Origin of the sequence: Streptosporangium sp. NPDC002721 (genome assembly GCF_042888905.1) — a bacterium.
GTDB lineage: Bacteria > Actinomycetota > Actinomycetes > Streptosporangiales > Streptosporangiaceae > Streptosporangium.
Genome location: NZ_JBIAQI010000002.1, coordinates 23,052 through 39,396, shown reverse-complemented (window position 1 = coordinate 39,396; position 16,345 = coordinate 23,052). Strand labels below are relative to the sequence as shown.

General features: G+C 70.9%; 10 protein-coding genes. 3 read left to right on the top strand and 7 right to left on the bottom strand.

Annotated features, from left to right (window positions below; translation table 11 throughout):
* Positions 1-8 precede the first annotated feature (8 nt).
* Genes ACFYWM_RS02395 through ACFYWM_RS02380 form a run of 4 tightly spaced genes read right to left on the bottom strand, consistent with a single transcriptional unit; the run spans position 9 to position 4,850 of the window.
* Complete coding sequence (locus ACFYWM_RS02395) at positions 9-1,727, bottom strand: amylo-alpha-1,6-glucosidase (protein WP_389907594.1); 1,719 nt, start codon at positions 1,725-1,727, stop codon at positions 9-11.
* Positions 1,728-1,762: 35 nt separating this feature from the next.
* Positions 1,763-2,581, bottom strand: coding sequence for a carbohydrate ABC transporter permease (locus ACFYWM_RS02390; protein WP_389907592.1), 819 nt, complete (start codon positions 2,579-2,581; stop codon positions 1,763-1,765).
* Positions 2,578-3,549, bottom strand: coding sequence for a carbohydrate ABC transporter permease (locus ACFYWM_RS02385; protein ID WP_389907590.1), 972 nt, complete (start codon positions 3,547-3,549; stop codon positions 2,578-2,580). The genes ACFYWM_RS02390 and ACFYWM_RS02385 overlap by 4 nt, the downstream gene beginning before the upstream one ends.
* A gap of 11 nt (positions 3,550-3,560) precedes the next feature.
* Positions 3,561-4,850, bottom strand: coding sequence for an extracellular solute-binding protein (locus ACFYWM_RS02380; RefSeq protein ID WP_389907588.1), 1,290 nt, complete (start codon positions 4,848-4,850; stop codon positions 3,561-3,563).
* A gap of 240 nt (positions 4,851-5,090) precedes the next feature.
* On the opposite strand from ACFYWM_RS02380, the gene ACFYWM_RS02375 reads away from it, so the two are divergent.
* Positions 5,091-6,116, top strand: coding sequence for a LacI family DNA-binding transcriptional regulator (locus tag ACFYWM_RS02375; protein ID WP_389907586.1), 1,026 nt, complete (start codon positions 5,091-5,093; stop codon positions 6,114-6,116).
* Positions 6,117-6,205: 89 nt separating this feature from the next.
* Here ACFYWM_RS02375 and ACFYWM_RS02370 read toward each other — a convergent pair whose 3' ends face one another.
* Complete coding sequence (locus ACFYWM_RS02370; protein ID WP_389907584.1) at positions 6,206-7,993, bottom strand: lectin; 1,788 nt, start codon at positions 7,991-7,993, stop codon at positions 6,206-6,208.
* 119 nt (positions 7,994-8,112) lie between these two features.
* Positions 8,113-11,022: a lectin gene (locus tag ACFYWM_RS02365; RefSeq protein WP_389907582.1), complete on the bottom strand. Its 2,910-nt coding sequence runs from the start codon at positions 11,020-11,022 to the stop codon at positions 8,113-8,115.
* A gap of 943 nt (positions 11,023-11,965) precedes the next feature.
* On the opposite strand from ACFYWM_RS02365, the gene ACFYWM_RS02360 reads away from it, so the two are divergent.
* On the top strand, positions 11,966-13,501 hold the full coding sequence (locus tag ACFYWM_RS02360) for an arabinofuranosidase catalytic domain-containing protein (RefSeq protein WP_389907580.1): 1,536 nt from the start codon (positions 11,966-11,968) through the stop codon (positions 13,499-13,501).
* Positions 13,502-13,666: 165 nt separating this feature from the next.
* Positions 13,667-14,950, top strand: coding sequence for a YibE/F family protein (locus ACFYWM_RS02355; RefSeq protein WP_389907578.1), 1,284 nt, complete (start codon positions 13,667-13,669; stop codon positions 14,948-14,950).
* Between the two features lie 67 nt (positions 14,951-15,017).
* Here the strand turns inward: ACFYWM_RS02355 and ACFYWM_RS02350 are convergent, their stop codons facing one another.
* Entirely contained in the window at positions 15,018-16,313 is a 1,296-nt protein-coding gene (locus ACFYWM_RS02350; protein WP_389907576.1) for an alpha/beta hydrolase family protein, read from the bottom strand.
* Positions 16,314-16,345: the final 32 nt, after the last annotated feature.

Sequence of the window (16,345 nt, the reverse complement as noted above, 5' to 3'; positions counted from 1 at the left end):
GAACAGGTTCACGCCTGGGTGTCGGTACGGCGCGTGTGGGCGGCGGCCAGGATGAGATAGGCGCTGGCCGTCCAGGTGTAGGCGCGGTCACGGAGCCCGGAGCCGGTGCGGGCGTCGAAGTTCTCCGCGAATCCCGACCTCTCGCACAGGGCTCGGAAACGCGCGCTGATCTCGTCGGCCAGGACGGTGTGACCCGCGCGGCGCAGGCCGTCCTCGATCAGGACCGTGGAGGGGGCCCAGATGGGGCCCCTCCAGTAGCCGTCGTCCCGGTAGTGCGGCGAGGTGGGCAGCTCGGTGGCGAGCCCGTACTCGGTCAGATGGGTCTTGATCCTGGCGGCCAGGGGCACGTGGACGGCTTCGGGCAGTTCCTCACCCAGCACGATCGGCATGAGGTCGAGCAGGCTGGAGCTGGACCACTCGTGCTCCGAGCCCGCGCTCCTGGCCACGAAACGGTCGTCGCGCCACAGCTGCTCGATCATCGCGTCGCGCATCCGGTCGGCCGCCCGTGACCAGCGGGCCGCCTCGCCGGTCATCGCGAGCTCGCCGGCCATCCGGGAGAGCGCGCGCATCTGCAGGACGAGGAACGCCGCCAGGTCGGCGCTCTCGACGACGCGTTCGGGGGTGAAGGTGGTCGCGTTGTCCCATCCGCTGTCGTTGCCGTGCTGGTAGTGGGGGAGCTCCCGGCCGGGGGCTCGGCGGGCGGCGAGCCAGAAGGCGGTCCAGCGTTCGAGCAGGCGGTAGGTCTCGGCCAGCTCCCCCGGCGGCACCGCCGGAAGGTGTCCCAGGACCCAGCCGTGGATGGGCGGCTTGACGAAGTTGTAGAGGATCTCGGAGTGGGTGACGGAGTCCGGCAGCGCGCCGGCGGCGTCCTGGTGGTCGAAGGGCAGCCGGAACTGGTCCCAGGCCAGCGAGGGCAGCCCTCCGGCGAGGGCGATCGCGTTGAAGCAGTGGTCCCAGCTCCACACCTTGTCCATCCAGTGCTTGGACATCAGCACCGCCGTACGGGTGACGAACCCCGCGGCGCGGACCGTGGCCGACCACAGGACGTAGGCGGCGAGCACGGCGGCGGGCACCCGGTCGTCCCGCCACGGCGCCACGGCGTCGCAGAACCCGTCGAAGTCGCGCCGGGCCGCCGCGACCACCTGGTCGAAGCCGCGCTCGCTCGCGTAGGGGGCGCGGGCGGTCTCGTACTCCTCGACGGCGATCTCCCATCCCGTCTCGTCCCCGGTCACCACGACGCCCCGCTCGGCGGTGCCGAGCGCCTGGACGCCCAGGTGTTCGGCGATCCGCCCGCGCAGCAGCGTGACGCGGTAGCGGCGGCCGGTCTGGTACACGGTGAAGACCGGCGAGCCGTCCCGGGGGTCCTCGAAGAAGTAGGGGCCGCTGAACGGCGTCAGGACCGGGTCGGCGGCCAGCAGGCGCAGGGCGAGACCCCGGCCGCGCAGCCGTACGGTGTCGGCGGTCTCGTACGCGAGCTCGATCCTGCCGGAGCCGCGGCTCCAGGTGAGCCGGTGTGGCGTGGCGGTGACGGCGCTCTCGGCGGGTTCGCGCCCGAGGAAGGGGGTCAGCCGCAGGACGGGGTGCATGCCGCTCTGGTGGGAGACGAGGTGGACGTCCCGGGCGTAGGTGTTCTCCCCGACGACCGGTGAGAAGCAGAACCACGACCCCCGGAAACTGAACGGGATCTCCCGCAGGGAGAACACCGGGCCGGTGGCGGCGACGGTCATGAAGGGATGATCCTTTCGGTGGGAGGGTGACCCGGTCAGTCCTTGACGGCGCCGGCGGTGACGCCCGCGGTGACGTAGCGCTGCGCGATGACGATCAGAACGGCGGCCGGTACTGAGGCGACCACCGCGGTGGCCATGATCGCGTTCCACTGCTGGTTGTTGTTGCCGATGTAGTGGTAGATGCCGAGGGTGATCGGCTGGTGGTCTCCCCCGCTGTCCAGGGTTCCGGCGAAGACGAAGTCCGACCACGCCCAGAGGAACGCGAACAGCGACACCGTGACGATCGCGTTGCGGCTGACCGGCAGGACGATCGACCGGAAGATCCGGAAGGCGCCCGCGCCGTCGACGCGGGCGGCCTGGAGGAGTTCCCGGGGGATGCCCGACATGAACACGGTGAGGACGAGCACCGCGAAGGGGACAGCGAGGGTGGAGTCGGCCACGATCAGCCCGGGGAGCGTGTTGAGCACGCCGAGATTGAGGAACATGGCGTAGAGGCCCATCGCCATGATGACGCCGGGGATCATCTGCGCGATCAGCAGCGCGAAGCTCAGGGCCCCGCCGCCCCGCGGACGCAGCCTGGCCAGCGAGTACGCGGCCGGCGCCGCGACCGCCAGGGTCAGGACCACGGTCGCCAGCCCGACGACCAGGCTGGTCCCGAGGTAGGGAAGCTGCTGGTCGAGGACCGCGCGGTACCCCTCCAGGGTGCCGTTCACGGGGAACCAGGACGGCGGATTCCTGCGCATGTCCCGCTCGCGGGTGAACGACACGTTGATCATCCAGTAGACCGGGAACAGCATCACGCCCGTCAGCACGATTCCGGTCAGGGTCTTCCACCAGGGGCGCGTGGCGCTCATGCGAGGTCCCGCCTTCGCTGGAACCGGATGTACAGCAGGCCGAAGACGAGCGCGACCACGATCAGGAGGTTGCCGACCGCGGCCCCCGGGCCGAAGGACGGCACCGGGTTCCCGAAACCGAGCCGGTAGGACCAGGTGGCGAACGTGGTGGAGGAGCCGCTCGGCCCGCCCCTCGTCATGATCCAGATGATGTCGAACACCTTCAGCGTGTAGACCAGCCCGAGCAGCAGCGTGATCGCCGAGACCGGGCGCAGCAGGGGGAGGGTGATGTGCCGGAACCGCTGCCAGCCCGTGGCCCCGTCCAGCGCGGCGGCCTCGTAGATCACGGGATTGATCGCCCGCAGGCCCGAGTGCAGGACGACCAGGTTGAACGGGACGCCGATCCATATGTTGGCGACGATCACCGACCACAGCGACCGGTCCGGCGAGGTCAGCCAGTTGACCGGGGCGACGCCGAACAGGCCGAGGGCGGCGTTGACCACGCCGGAGTCGCTGTTGAGCATCCATGCCCAGGTGGAGGACGACACGATCAGCGGCAGCAGCCACGGCACCAGGAACAGCGCGCGCAACGTGGCCGACAGCCGGAAGTCACCGGCGAAGAACAGGGCCAGCGCGAGCCCGATGGCGAACTGGAAGGCCAGCGACACCACCGTGAACACCACGGTGTGCCCCAGCGCGGGGCCGAACGTCGGATCGTCGAGAACCTTGAGGTAGTTCGCCGGCCCGACGAAGGGGGCGTCGCCCCGCACGAACGAGCGCACCGTGTAGTCGCGCAGGCTCAGTTCGAGGTTGCGGTACAGCGGGTAGGCGTAGAACGCGAGCAGGTAGGCGCCGATCGGCAGCAGGAAGCCCCATGCCGCCCACTGCTCCGACCGGAATGTCGCCGCCCTCCGGCGCCCCCCTCCACCTGGAGCGGGGGCATCGGCGGTGGCCGGACGCCGAGGGGGCGCCTGGGTGAGACGGCTCATGACGCGGCCGCCTACCGGGTCGCGCTCGCCGCCGCGCTCTGCGCGTCGGCCATCGCCCGCTGCGGGCTCTTGGCCCCGCTCAGCGCCGCCTGCACCGCGCCCCACATCGGCTCGGAGATCTTCGGGTACTTGGTGCCGAGATCGTCGCCGGTGCGGCCCTTGGCCGCCCTGACCGCCGCCACCCACACCTCCAGTTCGGGGTTCTCCTCGACCTGCCGGGCCTGCACCCGCTCGGTGGGCGCGACGTACGACAACGCCGTCGTCGTGGCGAACGAGTTCTCGGTGCTCGTCAGGCAGGTCACCAGCCGCTGCGAGGTCGTGTAGCGCGCGGTGTCCTCCTGCACGGGGATGCTGACGAACTCGCCGCCGGTGGGCGCCGCGGCGGTTCCCCCGCGCTCGCCGGGGATGGGGATGACGCCGTACTCGAAGCCGGCCTCCCTGGCGCCGGCCAGTTGCCAGGTGCCGTTCTCGGCGAAGGCGTACTCGCCGGTGGCGAACTCCTGCCAGCTGGTGGTCTGCGTGTTGGTGATGACGGAGTTGGGGGCGTATTTCTTCTTCAGCCAGTCGGTCCACAGCGTCAGCGCCGACACGCCCTGCGGCGAGTCGAGCTCGGTGAGCCGCGCGCCCGCCCCCCAGAACCAGGGCAGGAACTGGAAGCTGCCCTCCTCGGTGCCGATGGCGGAGAACGTGATGCCCTTCTTGCCGGCCGCCGTGACCTTCTCCAGGGCGGCGGTCAGCGAGGCCCAGTCCTTGACCGAGGCGACGTCCACCTTCGCCTCGTCGAGCACCGCCCTGTTGTAGTAGAGCGCGAGGGTGTTGGCGCCGATCGGGACGCCGTACGTGTCCTGCCCGCGCTGCCCGGCCCCGAGGAGGTTCGGCGAGACGGCGGAGACGTCGAGCCTGTTCTCTCCCGTCGTGGTCAGCACTCCGGCCTCCGCGAGCGTCGACACCACGGGGTTGTCGACGACGAGCACGTCGGGGGCGTTGCCCTGCTGCGCGGCGAGCAGCGCCTTGCCGGTCAGGTCGGTGGTGTCGTGGCCCGTGCGTTCGATCGTCACACCGGCCCGGGTGCCGCAGGCGTCCAGCAGCTTCACCCAAGGGGAGCTCCTGTCGTACTGCGGGTAGGGATCCCACACGGTGTACGTCCCGCCGCCCCCCGGCTCCGTACCGGCCTCGGCGCCGTCGCCGGCCGTGGTGGTCGTGGTGTTCGAGCACCCGGCCAGGAGGCCCGCGGTGACCAGGACCGTCAGGCCTCCGCCGAGCGCGCGCCGGCTCCGTCTCGTCGATCTCGCCGCTTTCACAGGCCGGGCCGCCCTTCCTGGGGGATCACGCGCGTGTCTCCGCATGGAGTCGAATCGATTCCGCGAATCGGTTCGACCGAGAGTAGGTCGGCCCCACGGTCGCGTCAATGGCGGGCGGCGAAGTCGCAGGATGACCAGGTATTCGGCGAACTCTCGTCGTTCACCTTCCCGGCTCCTCGCTGTGAACCGGTTCGATCTAATATGTGGAGGCGTCGTAGTCGAGCCATCTGAGGAGTGCCGGTGAACATCGGGGAGATCGCCAAGCGGTCCGGCGTGTCGCGCAGCACGGTGTCCTACGCGCTGAGCGGCAAGCGACCGGTGGCGGAGAAGACCCGGCGGCGCATCCAGGCGGTCATCGACGAGCTCGGCTACCGCCCCAACGCGGCGGCCAGGGCACTCAAGGAGGGCAGGACACGCACGATCGGCCTGGTCATCCCCCCGGCCAGCCGGCGCCTCACCGACGTCCAGCTGGGCTTCGTGGCCAGCGTGGTCGACGCGGCCGCGCGCGCCGACCTCGACATCCTGCTCTCACCCTCCGGCGGCGAGCACGACCGCTCGTTCGAGCGCGTCGTCACCGGCAGCCGGGTCGACGGGGTCATCCTCATGGAGATCCGGCTGGAGGACGACCGGGTCACCCGCCTGCGGCAGACCGGGCTGCCGTTCGTCGGCATAGGCCACACCAGCCGCCCGGAGGAGATGACATGGGTGGACATCGACTACGAGACCCTGATGGCCCGGTGTGTCCGTCATCTCGCCGACCTCGGTCATCGTCACATCGCCCTGGTCAACCGTTCGGCCGAACTCGTCGCCGCCGGGTACGGCCCCAGCCACCGGGCGCAGCTCGGCTTCGCCGGCGCCGTCGCCGAGCGGGGCCTGGAGGGCGTGGAGGTCTGCTGCGCGGACGACGCGCAGGCGGGGAGGTCGTGCGTCGAGCGGCTCCTGGCCGCGCACCCGGGGCTGACCGCCATCGCCACCGTCAACGAGGCCGCCATCCCCGGGATGTACCGCGCGCTGGCCGGCGCGCGCCTGAGCGTGCCCGGCGACTTCTCGATCACCGGGGTCTCCGCCAGGCACTGGGCGGAGAACCTGCACCCGCCGCTCACCGCCGCCGACATCCTGGCCGACGAGCTCGGGGCGCACGCCGTCGACCTGCTGATCCAGCGCATCGCCGATCCCGGCGTCCCGCATCGCCACCTGCTCGTCGCGCCGCCGATCTCGCTGCGGGAGACGACCGGGCCGGCCCGCCCCCGGACCGGCCGCGCCTGAGCCGTGGGCCCGGTACGGGCCGGGGGACGGGCCGACGGCTCCTGTCCTGTGAGGATGTCCTGGAGCCGGGGTCGCGTCACATCATCCGGTCACGACCGGGTCCACAGCTGGTTGGTGCTGCCCTGGCAGGTCCAGATGTGCACCCTGCTGCCGTTGGCGGTGCCGTAGTTGGACACGTCCAGGCACTTGCCGCTGGCGACAGCGGTGACGGTGCCGTCGCTGTTCAGGCGCCACTTCTGGTTGTTCTGGCCGTTGCAGTCCCAGATGATCACCGCGGTACCGTTCGCCGTCCCTCCCCCGTTCACGTCCAGGCACTTGTTGCCGTACACCCGCAGCTCACTCGCGCCGGTCGTGGTCCACCGCTGGTTGGCCTGCCCGTTGCAGTCCCAGATGTTCACCACGGCGCCGTTGGACTGCGAGGCGCCGGCGACGTCCAGGCACCGGCCCGACGGCACCCCGCGCAACGCGCTCGTGTTGGCGGTCGGGGTCGGGGTGGGAGTGGGGGTCGGGGTGGGCGTCGGGGTCACGCCTCCCAGTTCCTTGACGCGGATGTTGCGGAACGCCGCCACGTCGGGGGACCCGTGGTTCTGGATGCCGATGTAGCCCTGCTGGAGCGAGCGGGCCGGGTCGGTGTTGGTGAAGTCGTTGATCTTCGTGCCGTTCAGGAAGACCTGCAGCCGCTCACCCTCCACCAGCAGCTCGTAGGTGTTCCATTGACCCGGCGGGTTCAGCGCCGCGTCGCGTGCGGCGATGTCCGCCGCCTTGAATCCGTAGATCGCGCCCGTCGTCTTGTCCGCGCTGTCGGTCGCGTCGATCTGCACCTCGTGGCCGGTGTTGAGCGCCGTGCTCGGGTCGGTGGTGGCCGGGAACCCGACGACCACCCCCGAGTTGGAGTCGCCGTTCAGCCTCCAGTCGAGCTTCAGCGAGTAGGAGCCGAACTCCTTGGCGTTGTACCAGAGCATGCCCATGCCGCCCTGGGAGCTCAGCGTGGCGTTGCTGTTGGTGAACGACCCCGGACCGGCCTGCGTCCAGCCCGTCGTCGACCCGTTGTACAGCGTCGTGTAGCCGGTCTCCGGGCGGCAGTCGGCGTTGACCGCCTTGGCCGCGTACCGGATGCCGCCCAGCAGCAGCGTGCGGAAGTTCGAGTCCGAGTACGACGCCTGGGTGTGCCCGAGCCCGGTGTAGAACGAGCGGCCCGCGGACTGGGTGCGGCACCAGGTGATCGGGTGGTCGCCCATGCCGCCGCCGCTGTAGCTGCTCTCGTCCAGGTTCTGCAAGACCCGCACGTTCGGGCGGGGGTTGCTCCGGAAGCTGTACCACTCGTCGCTGCGCGACCAGGTCGCCCCCAGGTGGGAGGTCGCCGCGTGCGCCCGGTCCTCGGTGCGCACCGTGGCCTGCTGGATCGCCGGGTGGCTGTTGAACCAGGCGCCCACCAGCTGCCCGTAGTACGGCCAGTTGTACTCGGTGTCGGCGGCCGAGTGCACCCCCACGTAACCGCCCCCGCCGTCCACGTACGTCTGGAAGGCGCTCTGCTGGGTGTCGTTCAGCACGTCACCGGTGGTGTTGAGGAACACCACCGCCCTGTACCGGGCGAGGTTGGACGTGCTGAAGGCGCCGGCGTCCTCGGTGGCGGTGACGGTGAAGTCGTTGGAGGCCCCCAGGTCGCGGATGGTCTGGATCCCGACGGAGATGGCGTCGTGCCGGAACCCGGCCGTCTTGGAGAAGACCAGCACCTCGAAGGCGGCGGCCTGGGCGGGGAGGGCGGGGATCACGGTCGTGGCCGCGGCGGCGGCGAGCGCCACCGCGGCCACCGACAGGCGGCGCAGCACGGATGTCCTCCGGCCGCCGCCCGCGGCGGGTGTCAGATGTCGAAGCATGGGTGTCCTTCCGTCGTGGCGCCCGGCACGGCCCTTCTCGGCGACGAGCAGGGCCGCGCCGGGCGCCACATCGACTGGTGCTCGGGGGGTGGTCGAGGTCGCGTGGTCGGCGGACGACCTCAGACGCGGGTCCACTTCTGGTTGGTGCCGCCCTGGCAGGTCCAGATGTGCACCTTGCTGCCGTTGGCGGTGCCGTAGTTGGACACGTCCAGGCACTTGCCGCTGCCGATCGCGGTGATCGTCCCGTCGCTGTTCAGGCGCCACTTCTGGTTGTTCTGGCCGTTGCAGTCCCAGATGATCACCGCGGTGCCGTCGGCGGTGGCCCCGCCGTTGACGTCCAGGCACTTGTTGCCGTACACCCGCAGCTCGCCCGCGCTGGTCGTGGTCCACCGCTGGTTGGTCTGCCCGTTGCAGTCCCAGATGTTCACCGCGGCGCCGTTGGACTGCGAGGCGCCGGAGACGTCCAGGCACCGGTTCGAACCCGTCCCGCGGAACGCGCTCGTCTCACCGGAGGGCGTCGGGGTCGGGGTCGGCGTGGTCGTCGTGCCGGTACCGAGGGTGAAGGCGTCCAGGTCGAACAGGTAGCCCTGGCCGGTCGAGCCCCGGAAGACGAGGTACAGCGTCGTGGCGCCGCCCGGCCCGCCGCCGAGGTTCGCCGAGACGTCGGCGAAGGTCTCCCAGCTGCCGGTGCTCGCGACGGTCGCCGTTCCCAGCAGCGTGCCCGTGGCCGAGCCCGCCCGGACCTCGATCCGGCCGCCCGCGCCCGCCGAGGACACCCTCGCGGTGAACCTGTTGGCGTTGCTCAGGTTGTACGGCTGCAAGGAGATCCAGTCGCCGTCGTCGATGAAGCCCGCGGTCTTGCCGCCCTCGGCGGTGGCGTGGTCGGCCGTCTGCACGCCCTGCTGGGCGCCGAAGTGCTCGGCCTGCCGGTGCCGAGGCTGCAGCGTCCGGGTGCTGGTGGAGGTCAGGCCGCCCGCGTCGGTGTAGGAGGCCGTGAAGACGCCGAAGATGTTCGCCGCGGAGTCGTGCTCGCCGTCGACCGGCACCGCGATGGAGCCGCCGCAGCCGGTCTTGGAAGTGATCTGGTGGGCGTGGCTGTCATGGCCGAGCGAGTAGGTCAACGTGACCTTCGAGCAGTCGATCGTGCCGTCCTCGGGGTCGCTCACGCCGATCTGGAACGGCACCGTGTCGCCGAAGGAGAACAGCTGGCCGTCGCCGGGGCTCGTGAGCGTGACGGCCGGGGCCGTGTTGCCGACGGACACGGCGACGCTCGCGCTCCCGGTCAGCCCCTGCGGGTCGCGGACGGTGAGCGTGGCGGTGTACGAGCCGTTGGCGGAGTAGGTCTTGCTCGGGTTGGCGGAGGTGGAGGTGGTGCCGTCGCCGAAGTTCCACGAGTACGACAGCGCGCCGCCCTCGGGGTCGGAACTGCCCGAGGAGGAGAAGTTCACCGTCAGCGGGGCCGGGCCCGAGGTCCTGTCGGCCGAGGCCCTGGCGATCGGGTTGCGGTTGGCGGCCTGGCCGATGTACTCGATCCGGTAGAGCGCCTGGTTGTTGTTCCCGGTGCCGTAGTCCAGCACGTACAGCGCCCCGTCGGGGCCGAAGGCCATGTCCATCACCTGCGTCCCCGACCAGGGGAACGAGGAGATCTCCCCGTAGCCGCCGTCGCTCCTGACCTCGATGGCCTTGATCCAGCGGCGGCCGTACTCGCCGGCGAAGAAACGCCCGTCGAGCGACGGGGGGAACTTGACGCCGGAGTTCAGGTTCGCGTCGTACCGGTAGACCGGGCCGCCCATCGGCGACTCCGAGCCGCTGCCGAACTCCGGCGGCGAGCCGGAGTCACCGGCGTACCTGATCCACGCCGGCCTGGCCGGGGGCAGCGTGGTCAGGCCGGTGTTGCGGAAGGAGTTGTTGGTCGGGCCGCCCGAGCAGTTGTACTTCGAGCCGGTGCTGTTGGAGGAGAAGTTCCACTCGTTGTAGGTCTCGCCGGTGGAGTTGCTTCCCGTGCAGTACGGCCAGCCGTAGTTGCCCGCGCTGGTGATGCGGTTGAACTCCACCTGCCCGCTCGGTCCCCGGCTGGAGTTGCTCGACCCCGCGTCCGGCCCGTAGTCGCCCAGGTAGACGACGCCGGTCGCCTTGTCGACGCTCATCCGGAACGGGTTGCGCAGGCCCATCGCGTAGATCTCCGGCCGCGTCCCCGCCGTGCCCGGCGCGAACAGGTTGCCGCTGGGGATCGTGTAGGTGCCGTCCGCCTGCGGCTTGATCCGCAGGAGCTTGCCGCGCAGGTCGTTGGTGTTGCCGGCCGAGCGCTGGGCGTCGTACTGCGGGTTGCGGTTGGTCCGCTCGTCCAGCGGGGAGTAGCCGCTCGACTCGAAGGGGTTGGTGTCGTCGCCGGTGGTCAGGTACAGGTTGCCCTGGGCGTCGAAGTCGAGGTCGCCGCCCGCGTGACAGCACTGGCCGCGGTCGTTGGCGACCCGCAGGACCACCTTCTCGCTGCTCGTGTCGAGCGTCTCGTCCGATTTGACGGTGAAGCGCGACAGATAGAACTCGCCCTTCCACTGGTCGAACTGCGACTGGTTGCCGGTGGAGGGGGCGTCGCCGCTCGACGTGCTCAGCCGGGGTGAGTAGTACAGCCAGACGTACCGGTTCGTGGCGAAGTTCGGGTCGACCGCCACCCCCTGGAGGCCCTCCTCGTCGTGGGTGTAGACGTTGAGCCTGGCGGCCACCTTCGTGTTGCCGCTGACGTCGGTCACGCGCAGTGTGCCGTCGCGGGCCGTGTGGAAGACCGACCGGTTCGGCATCACGGCCAGTGACATCGCCTCACCCAGCTCGTTGCCGCCCGTCGCGAGCGGGATCTGCTGGTAGTCGGACGCCGGGATGTTCAGCGCGAGCGCGCCCGCACCGCCGGTGCCGGAGGACGACGCGTGCCGGGTCGGGGTGGCCGCGAGGGTGGAGGTGACCGGGGCGACGAGGGTGAACGTCGCGGCCAGCGCCGCGGCGACGACGCCGGTCAGGACCGGTCTACGCGCCACGGCGGGTGAAGGTGGTTGCACTGTGCTTCCTTCGGGGGTGGGGGGTGTGGGTCAGGTCACGCCCTCCTCCTCAGGTGGGTGACGCCTTTCCCGAGGTGGAGGTCAGGTGGGTGACGCCTTTCCCGAGGTGGAGGCCGTCGCCGGACGGGGAGGTGTACGACGGCGGCCGGCTGTGCGGATCCGGTCACATCCCGCTCATGTGATCCGGCTGCGGAGGCACCGGAAGGATCACCCCCGGACCTCAGTACCAATTACGTTCCGACCACTTATGCCCGTCAAGACCTTAAGCCCACTTATTTCACAATACGCACACTTAGACCGGGGGCATAGTTAGCCATTTTCTGATTTGACCTGCGGATATGTCCGCCGTCACGAACATCCGCGCCGATCGTCCCGTATGAAATGTTCATATGTGTCGTACTGATCGGGCGCCGCCGGGCCCGCCGCGAGGGCGTTCTGGCCGGTTGTGCCCTGGCCGGCGTCGCGCGCGCCGACGACACCCCCGACGACCGCCGCGACGGGATCCGGCGACGCCCTCCCTCTCGATACCTTCCGGCTCCCCTCCGGCTCCCTTTCGGCTCCAGCCGGTGATCGGCCGCAATGATGTCCGAACCGGTTCGATCGCGGGAGGTCCGGGCGGGTGGTGAGCAGGTGTGCGGGACGGATGGGCGTTTCTCCGGGCCCGGTCTCCGGCGGGACGCGAGCGTCACCGGCGAGAGCCGCCGGGTGGGAACCCGGCAGGCAGCCGGGCAGAACTGAGCCTTGACAAGCGGTCCGACCGTCGTATGTGCTTCGCTGTACACCACCGTCTCCTCCTCCCCGGCGAATTCAGAATCGTGTCGAATCGATTCACATCCGTAGTGGCGGCCGGCTTCCCGGCGGAGCCTCGCGGTCCTCCGGACGCGTCCGTCTCCGCCGGGCCCTACTCCCAAGGAGCACGACAATGCGGGCTTCCCCCGTTCCCTTACCCGGCCGTACGACCCGTGAGCGGCGCTCCCGGACGGCCGTCGTCGCGTCCGCCGTGACGGTGCTGACGGCCCTCCTGGCCGCCGGCCTGAGCTGGTGGGCACCGGCTTCGGCGGCGACCACGCCGCTGGTGGGCGCGGCCTCGGGCCGGTGCCTGGACGTCAACGGCGCCTCGCAGGCCAACGGCGCCGCGGTGAACATCTGGGACTGCAACGGCCAGGCCAACCAGCAGTGGACCACGACCGCCTCGGACGAGCTGCGGGTGTACGGCGGCAAGTGCCTGGACGTCAACGGGGCCGGGACCGCCGACGGCACCGCGGTGATCATCTGGGACTGCAACGGCCAGAACAACCAGAAATGGCGCCTGAACAGCGACGGCAGCGTCACCGCGGCCGGCAGCGGCAAGTGCCTGGACGTCTCCGGCTACGGCACCGCCAACGGCACCAGGGTGCACATCTGGACCTGCCACGGCGGCACCAACCAGAAGTGGGGCACCGGAACCCAGCCCACCCCGACGCCGACCGTGACCCCGACGCCGCCCCCGCCCGGCGCGCGCCCGTGTGACCTCTACGCCTCGGGCGGCACGCCGTGCGTGGCCGCGCACAGCACGACCCGGGCGCTCTACGGCGCCTACGGCGGCAACCTCTACCAGGTCAGGCGCTCCTCCGACAGCACGACCCGGAACATCGCCGTCCTGACCGCGGGCGGCGTCGCCAACGCCGCGGCACAGGACTCGTTCTGCACCGGCACAGCGTGCGTCATCACGGTCGTGTACGACCAGTCCGGGCGGGGCAACGACCTGTGGTACCAGGGATCCAGCGTGGTCCCCGGCTCCCCCCAGAGCAGGCCCGCGACCGCGACCACCGAGTCGCTCACCGTCGGCGGCAACAAGGCCTACTCCCTCTACATCAACCCCGGCAACAGCTACTGGCGCGACGGCCACCTGACCGGCGTCCCCACGGGCAGCGCCCCCGAGGGCATGTACATGGTGACCAGCGGCACCCACGTCAACGGCGGCTGCTGCTTCGACTACGGCAACAGCGAGACCACCAGGAAGGCCGACGCCGCCGGCGCCATGGACGCCATCAACTTCAGCACCCAGTGCTGGTTCGGCGGCTGCTCCGGGAGCGGCCCCTGGGTCCAGGCCGACCTGGAATGGGGTCTGTTCCCCGGCGGCAGCCAGGCGTGGAACCCCAACCAGCGGGCCTTCCCGCACAAGTTCGTCACCGCCACGCTGAAGAACAACGGCACGACCCGGTTCGCGATCAAGGGCAGCAACGCCCAGTCCGGCGGCCTGTACACCCTGTACGACGGCTCGCTTCCCCCGGGATACAGCCCGATGAGAAAGCAGGGAGCGATCATCCTGGGCAGCGGCGGCGACTGCTGCAAGCCCGACGGCGGCGCCAACCTCAGCGCGGGCACCTTCTACGAGGGGGCCATGGTCGCCGGCTACCCCACCGACGCCACCGAGAACGCCGTGCAGGCCAACGTGATCACCGCCGGCTACCGCTGACCGGTCCCGGGACAAGGCCCTCACCCGACCCGCACGCCGGCCACCACTTCCCAGCCGGGGAAGGAGTGGCCGGCGTCCGGCCCCTCACACCGGTGTACGGCGACGCGGCCACCTCCGTGGTGCGGTACTTTCGGCTTTCCCGTCCCTGAGGAGAGCTTTTCGACCATGGGTGCCAACCATTCACACGGCCCGGCCGCTCCCAGCTCCCGTGGCACGGTGTGGGCGACACTGGCCGTCATCGTTCCCCTCGCGCTGGCCACGCTGGCCGCGCTGATCTGGTTGTGGCCCGCCGAGCTCACCTCCACCGGTCAGCAGCCGGCCAACCTGGAGCGGGTGACCGGGACGATCACCGCCGTCACCCTCACCCCGTGCCCGCAGGAGCCGCCCCCGGACGGGCAGCCCGCCGGACGGCAGCAGCCGACCGACCCCGCCACCTGCGGCGACGCCAAGGTCGAGCTGACCAGCGGGCCGCGGGCCGGCCATTTCGTCACCAGCGGCCTGCCCAGCGGGCCCGGGTCGCAGAAGTTCGCCGCGGGCGACGACGTGATCCTGATCCACACCCCTGACGGCGGCGAGCTGGAGCTGCCGCCGTACCAGATCTCCGACCACGACCGGTCCTCCCCGCTGTGGCTGGCCGGGGTGGCGTTCGCGGCGGCGGTGATCGCCTTCGGCCGCTGGCGCGGGGTGATGGCGCTGGTCGGGCTGGCCATCACGTTCGTGCTGCTCCTGATGTTCGTCATCCCGGCGATCCTGACCGGGCAGCAGCCGTTGCTGGTCGCCATCGTCGGCGCCGCGGCGATCATGCTCACGGTGCTCTATCTCACCCACGGCTTCACCGTTCCCACCTCGATGGCCGTGGTCGGCACCCTGATCAGCCTCAGCCTGACCGGCGTGCTCTCGTACGCGGCCATCGGCCTCGCCCAGCTCAACGGGATCACCGACGAGAGCTCGTTCTACCTGGACGTCAGCTACCGGATCAACACCGAGGGCCTGCTGCTGGCCAGCATCATCATCGGCTCGCTCGGTGTGCTGGACGACGTCACCGTCACCCAGGCCGTCACCGTCACCGAACTCGCGCACGCCAACCCCGGCTACACCTTCGCCCAGCTGTACCGGGCCGCCGCCCGGGTCGGCCGCGCCCACATCGCCTCGGTGATCAACACGATCATCCTCGCCTACGCGGGCGCGTCCCTGCCGCTGCTCCTGCTGGTCAGCGTCGGCGAACAGCCCCTCGGCGAGGTGCTGACCAATCCGGTCATCGCCACCGAGATCATCCGCAGCGTCGTGGGCACCCTGGGGCTCATCGCCGCCGTCCCGATCACCACCTCCCTGGCCGCGCTGGCCAGCGCCCGGCGGGCCGCCCCCGACCAGCAACCCCCCTCCTCGGCGCGCCACCGGCGGATGGACCCGTTGACCGACTCCGTCACCCACTCGCAGTGGCCCGCGTGACGGCCGGCCCTCACACGGCGAACGGCCCTCACACGGCGAACGGCTTCCACGCGACGCCGGAAACCGGTCAGGTGATCCTCTCGCGGTCCACGATCAGCCACCCCGGCGATGTCAGCCACTCGGCGACGTCGGCGACGACGGCCGGGTCCACGTGCTGCGCGGGTTCGTACCCCGCGGGCGTCGACGGGCCGGTGCCGGGGAAGAACAGGTGGTCGTCGGCGTCGTAGACACGGATCGTGACATCCGGCCGGTGGGCGAGGCCGGCCCTCCAGGCCGGCAGGTCGTCGGCGACGGTCACCTGATAGTCGCGGCCACCCTGGAGGACGAACATCGGCCTGTCCAGCGCCGCCGCGGTCGCGACCGGGTCGTCGTCGCGCAGGTCCAGCCAGTACGCCCCCGACCGGCCGAACAGCAGCGTCTCGGCCGGGGTCGACGGTGACAGGCCGGGATCGGCGACCGCTTCCGCCTGCCGCGTGAACGCCTCGACGGCGGCCTCCATCGCCGGTCCGGGATCCAGCGAGGCGAGGTGGCGGACGACGCGGACCGCGGCCCGGTGCATCGGCTGCGTGTCACCGGCCATGATCACCAGACCGGCGACCGACGCCTCGGCGGCCGCGACGCGGGGGGCGGCCCTGCCGCCCATGCTGTGGCCGAGCACGAAGACGCGGGCCGGGTCCACGCCCGGCTGCCTCTGGAGCAGGCGGACGGCGGCGACCGCGTGCGGCACGTACTCGTCGGTCACCGTGAAACCGGGTATGCCCGCCACCTGGTCGCCGTGAGTGTGGGTCACCTTGTCGAACCGCGCAACCGCGACACCCCGGGTGGCCAGCCCCCAGGCCAGGTCCTTGAGCGGCCTGTTCGCCCCCGCGGTGGCGTCGCGGTCGAAGGGGCCTCCCCCGCCGAGCAGCACGACCCCCGGTCGCGGGCCGGGACCGTGCGGCAGGCTCACCGTGCCGGACACGGCGAGGGGCCCGTCGCCGACCGTGACGTCGTGCTCGCCGAAGCTCGCCGGGTCGGCGTACGACGGCGGCTGCCAGGGCGCGGTGTCCGCGGTGAGCCGCAGGCCGTGCAGCAGGCCGTCGCGGCCGACCGACATCATCACGGTGAGCCCGCCGCGCTCGCAGGTCACCGGGACGCTCACGAGGACGGGCCCCGCCCCGGCCGGTTCGCTCACCGGCTCTCCGACGGTGGAGACCGGCCCGTTCCTGTCCGTCTCGGCCGTCCAGGCGGCCCGCACCGCCTCGGCTCCGGCCATCGCCCGCAGCGGCGGCGCGAAGAGCTCCTCGATCTCGGCGAAGCGTTCCCGGCGCGCCATCTCGACGACCGCGAGGGCGGTCGCCGCCGGGTCGGTTCCCATCGTCATCCCCGACACAACCTTTCTCGATTTTTGAGAAA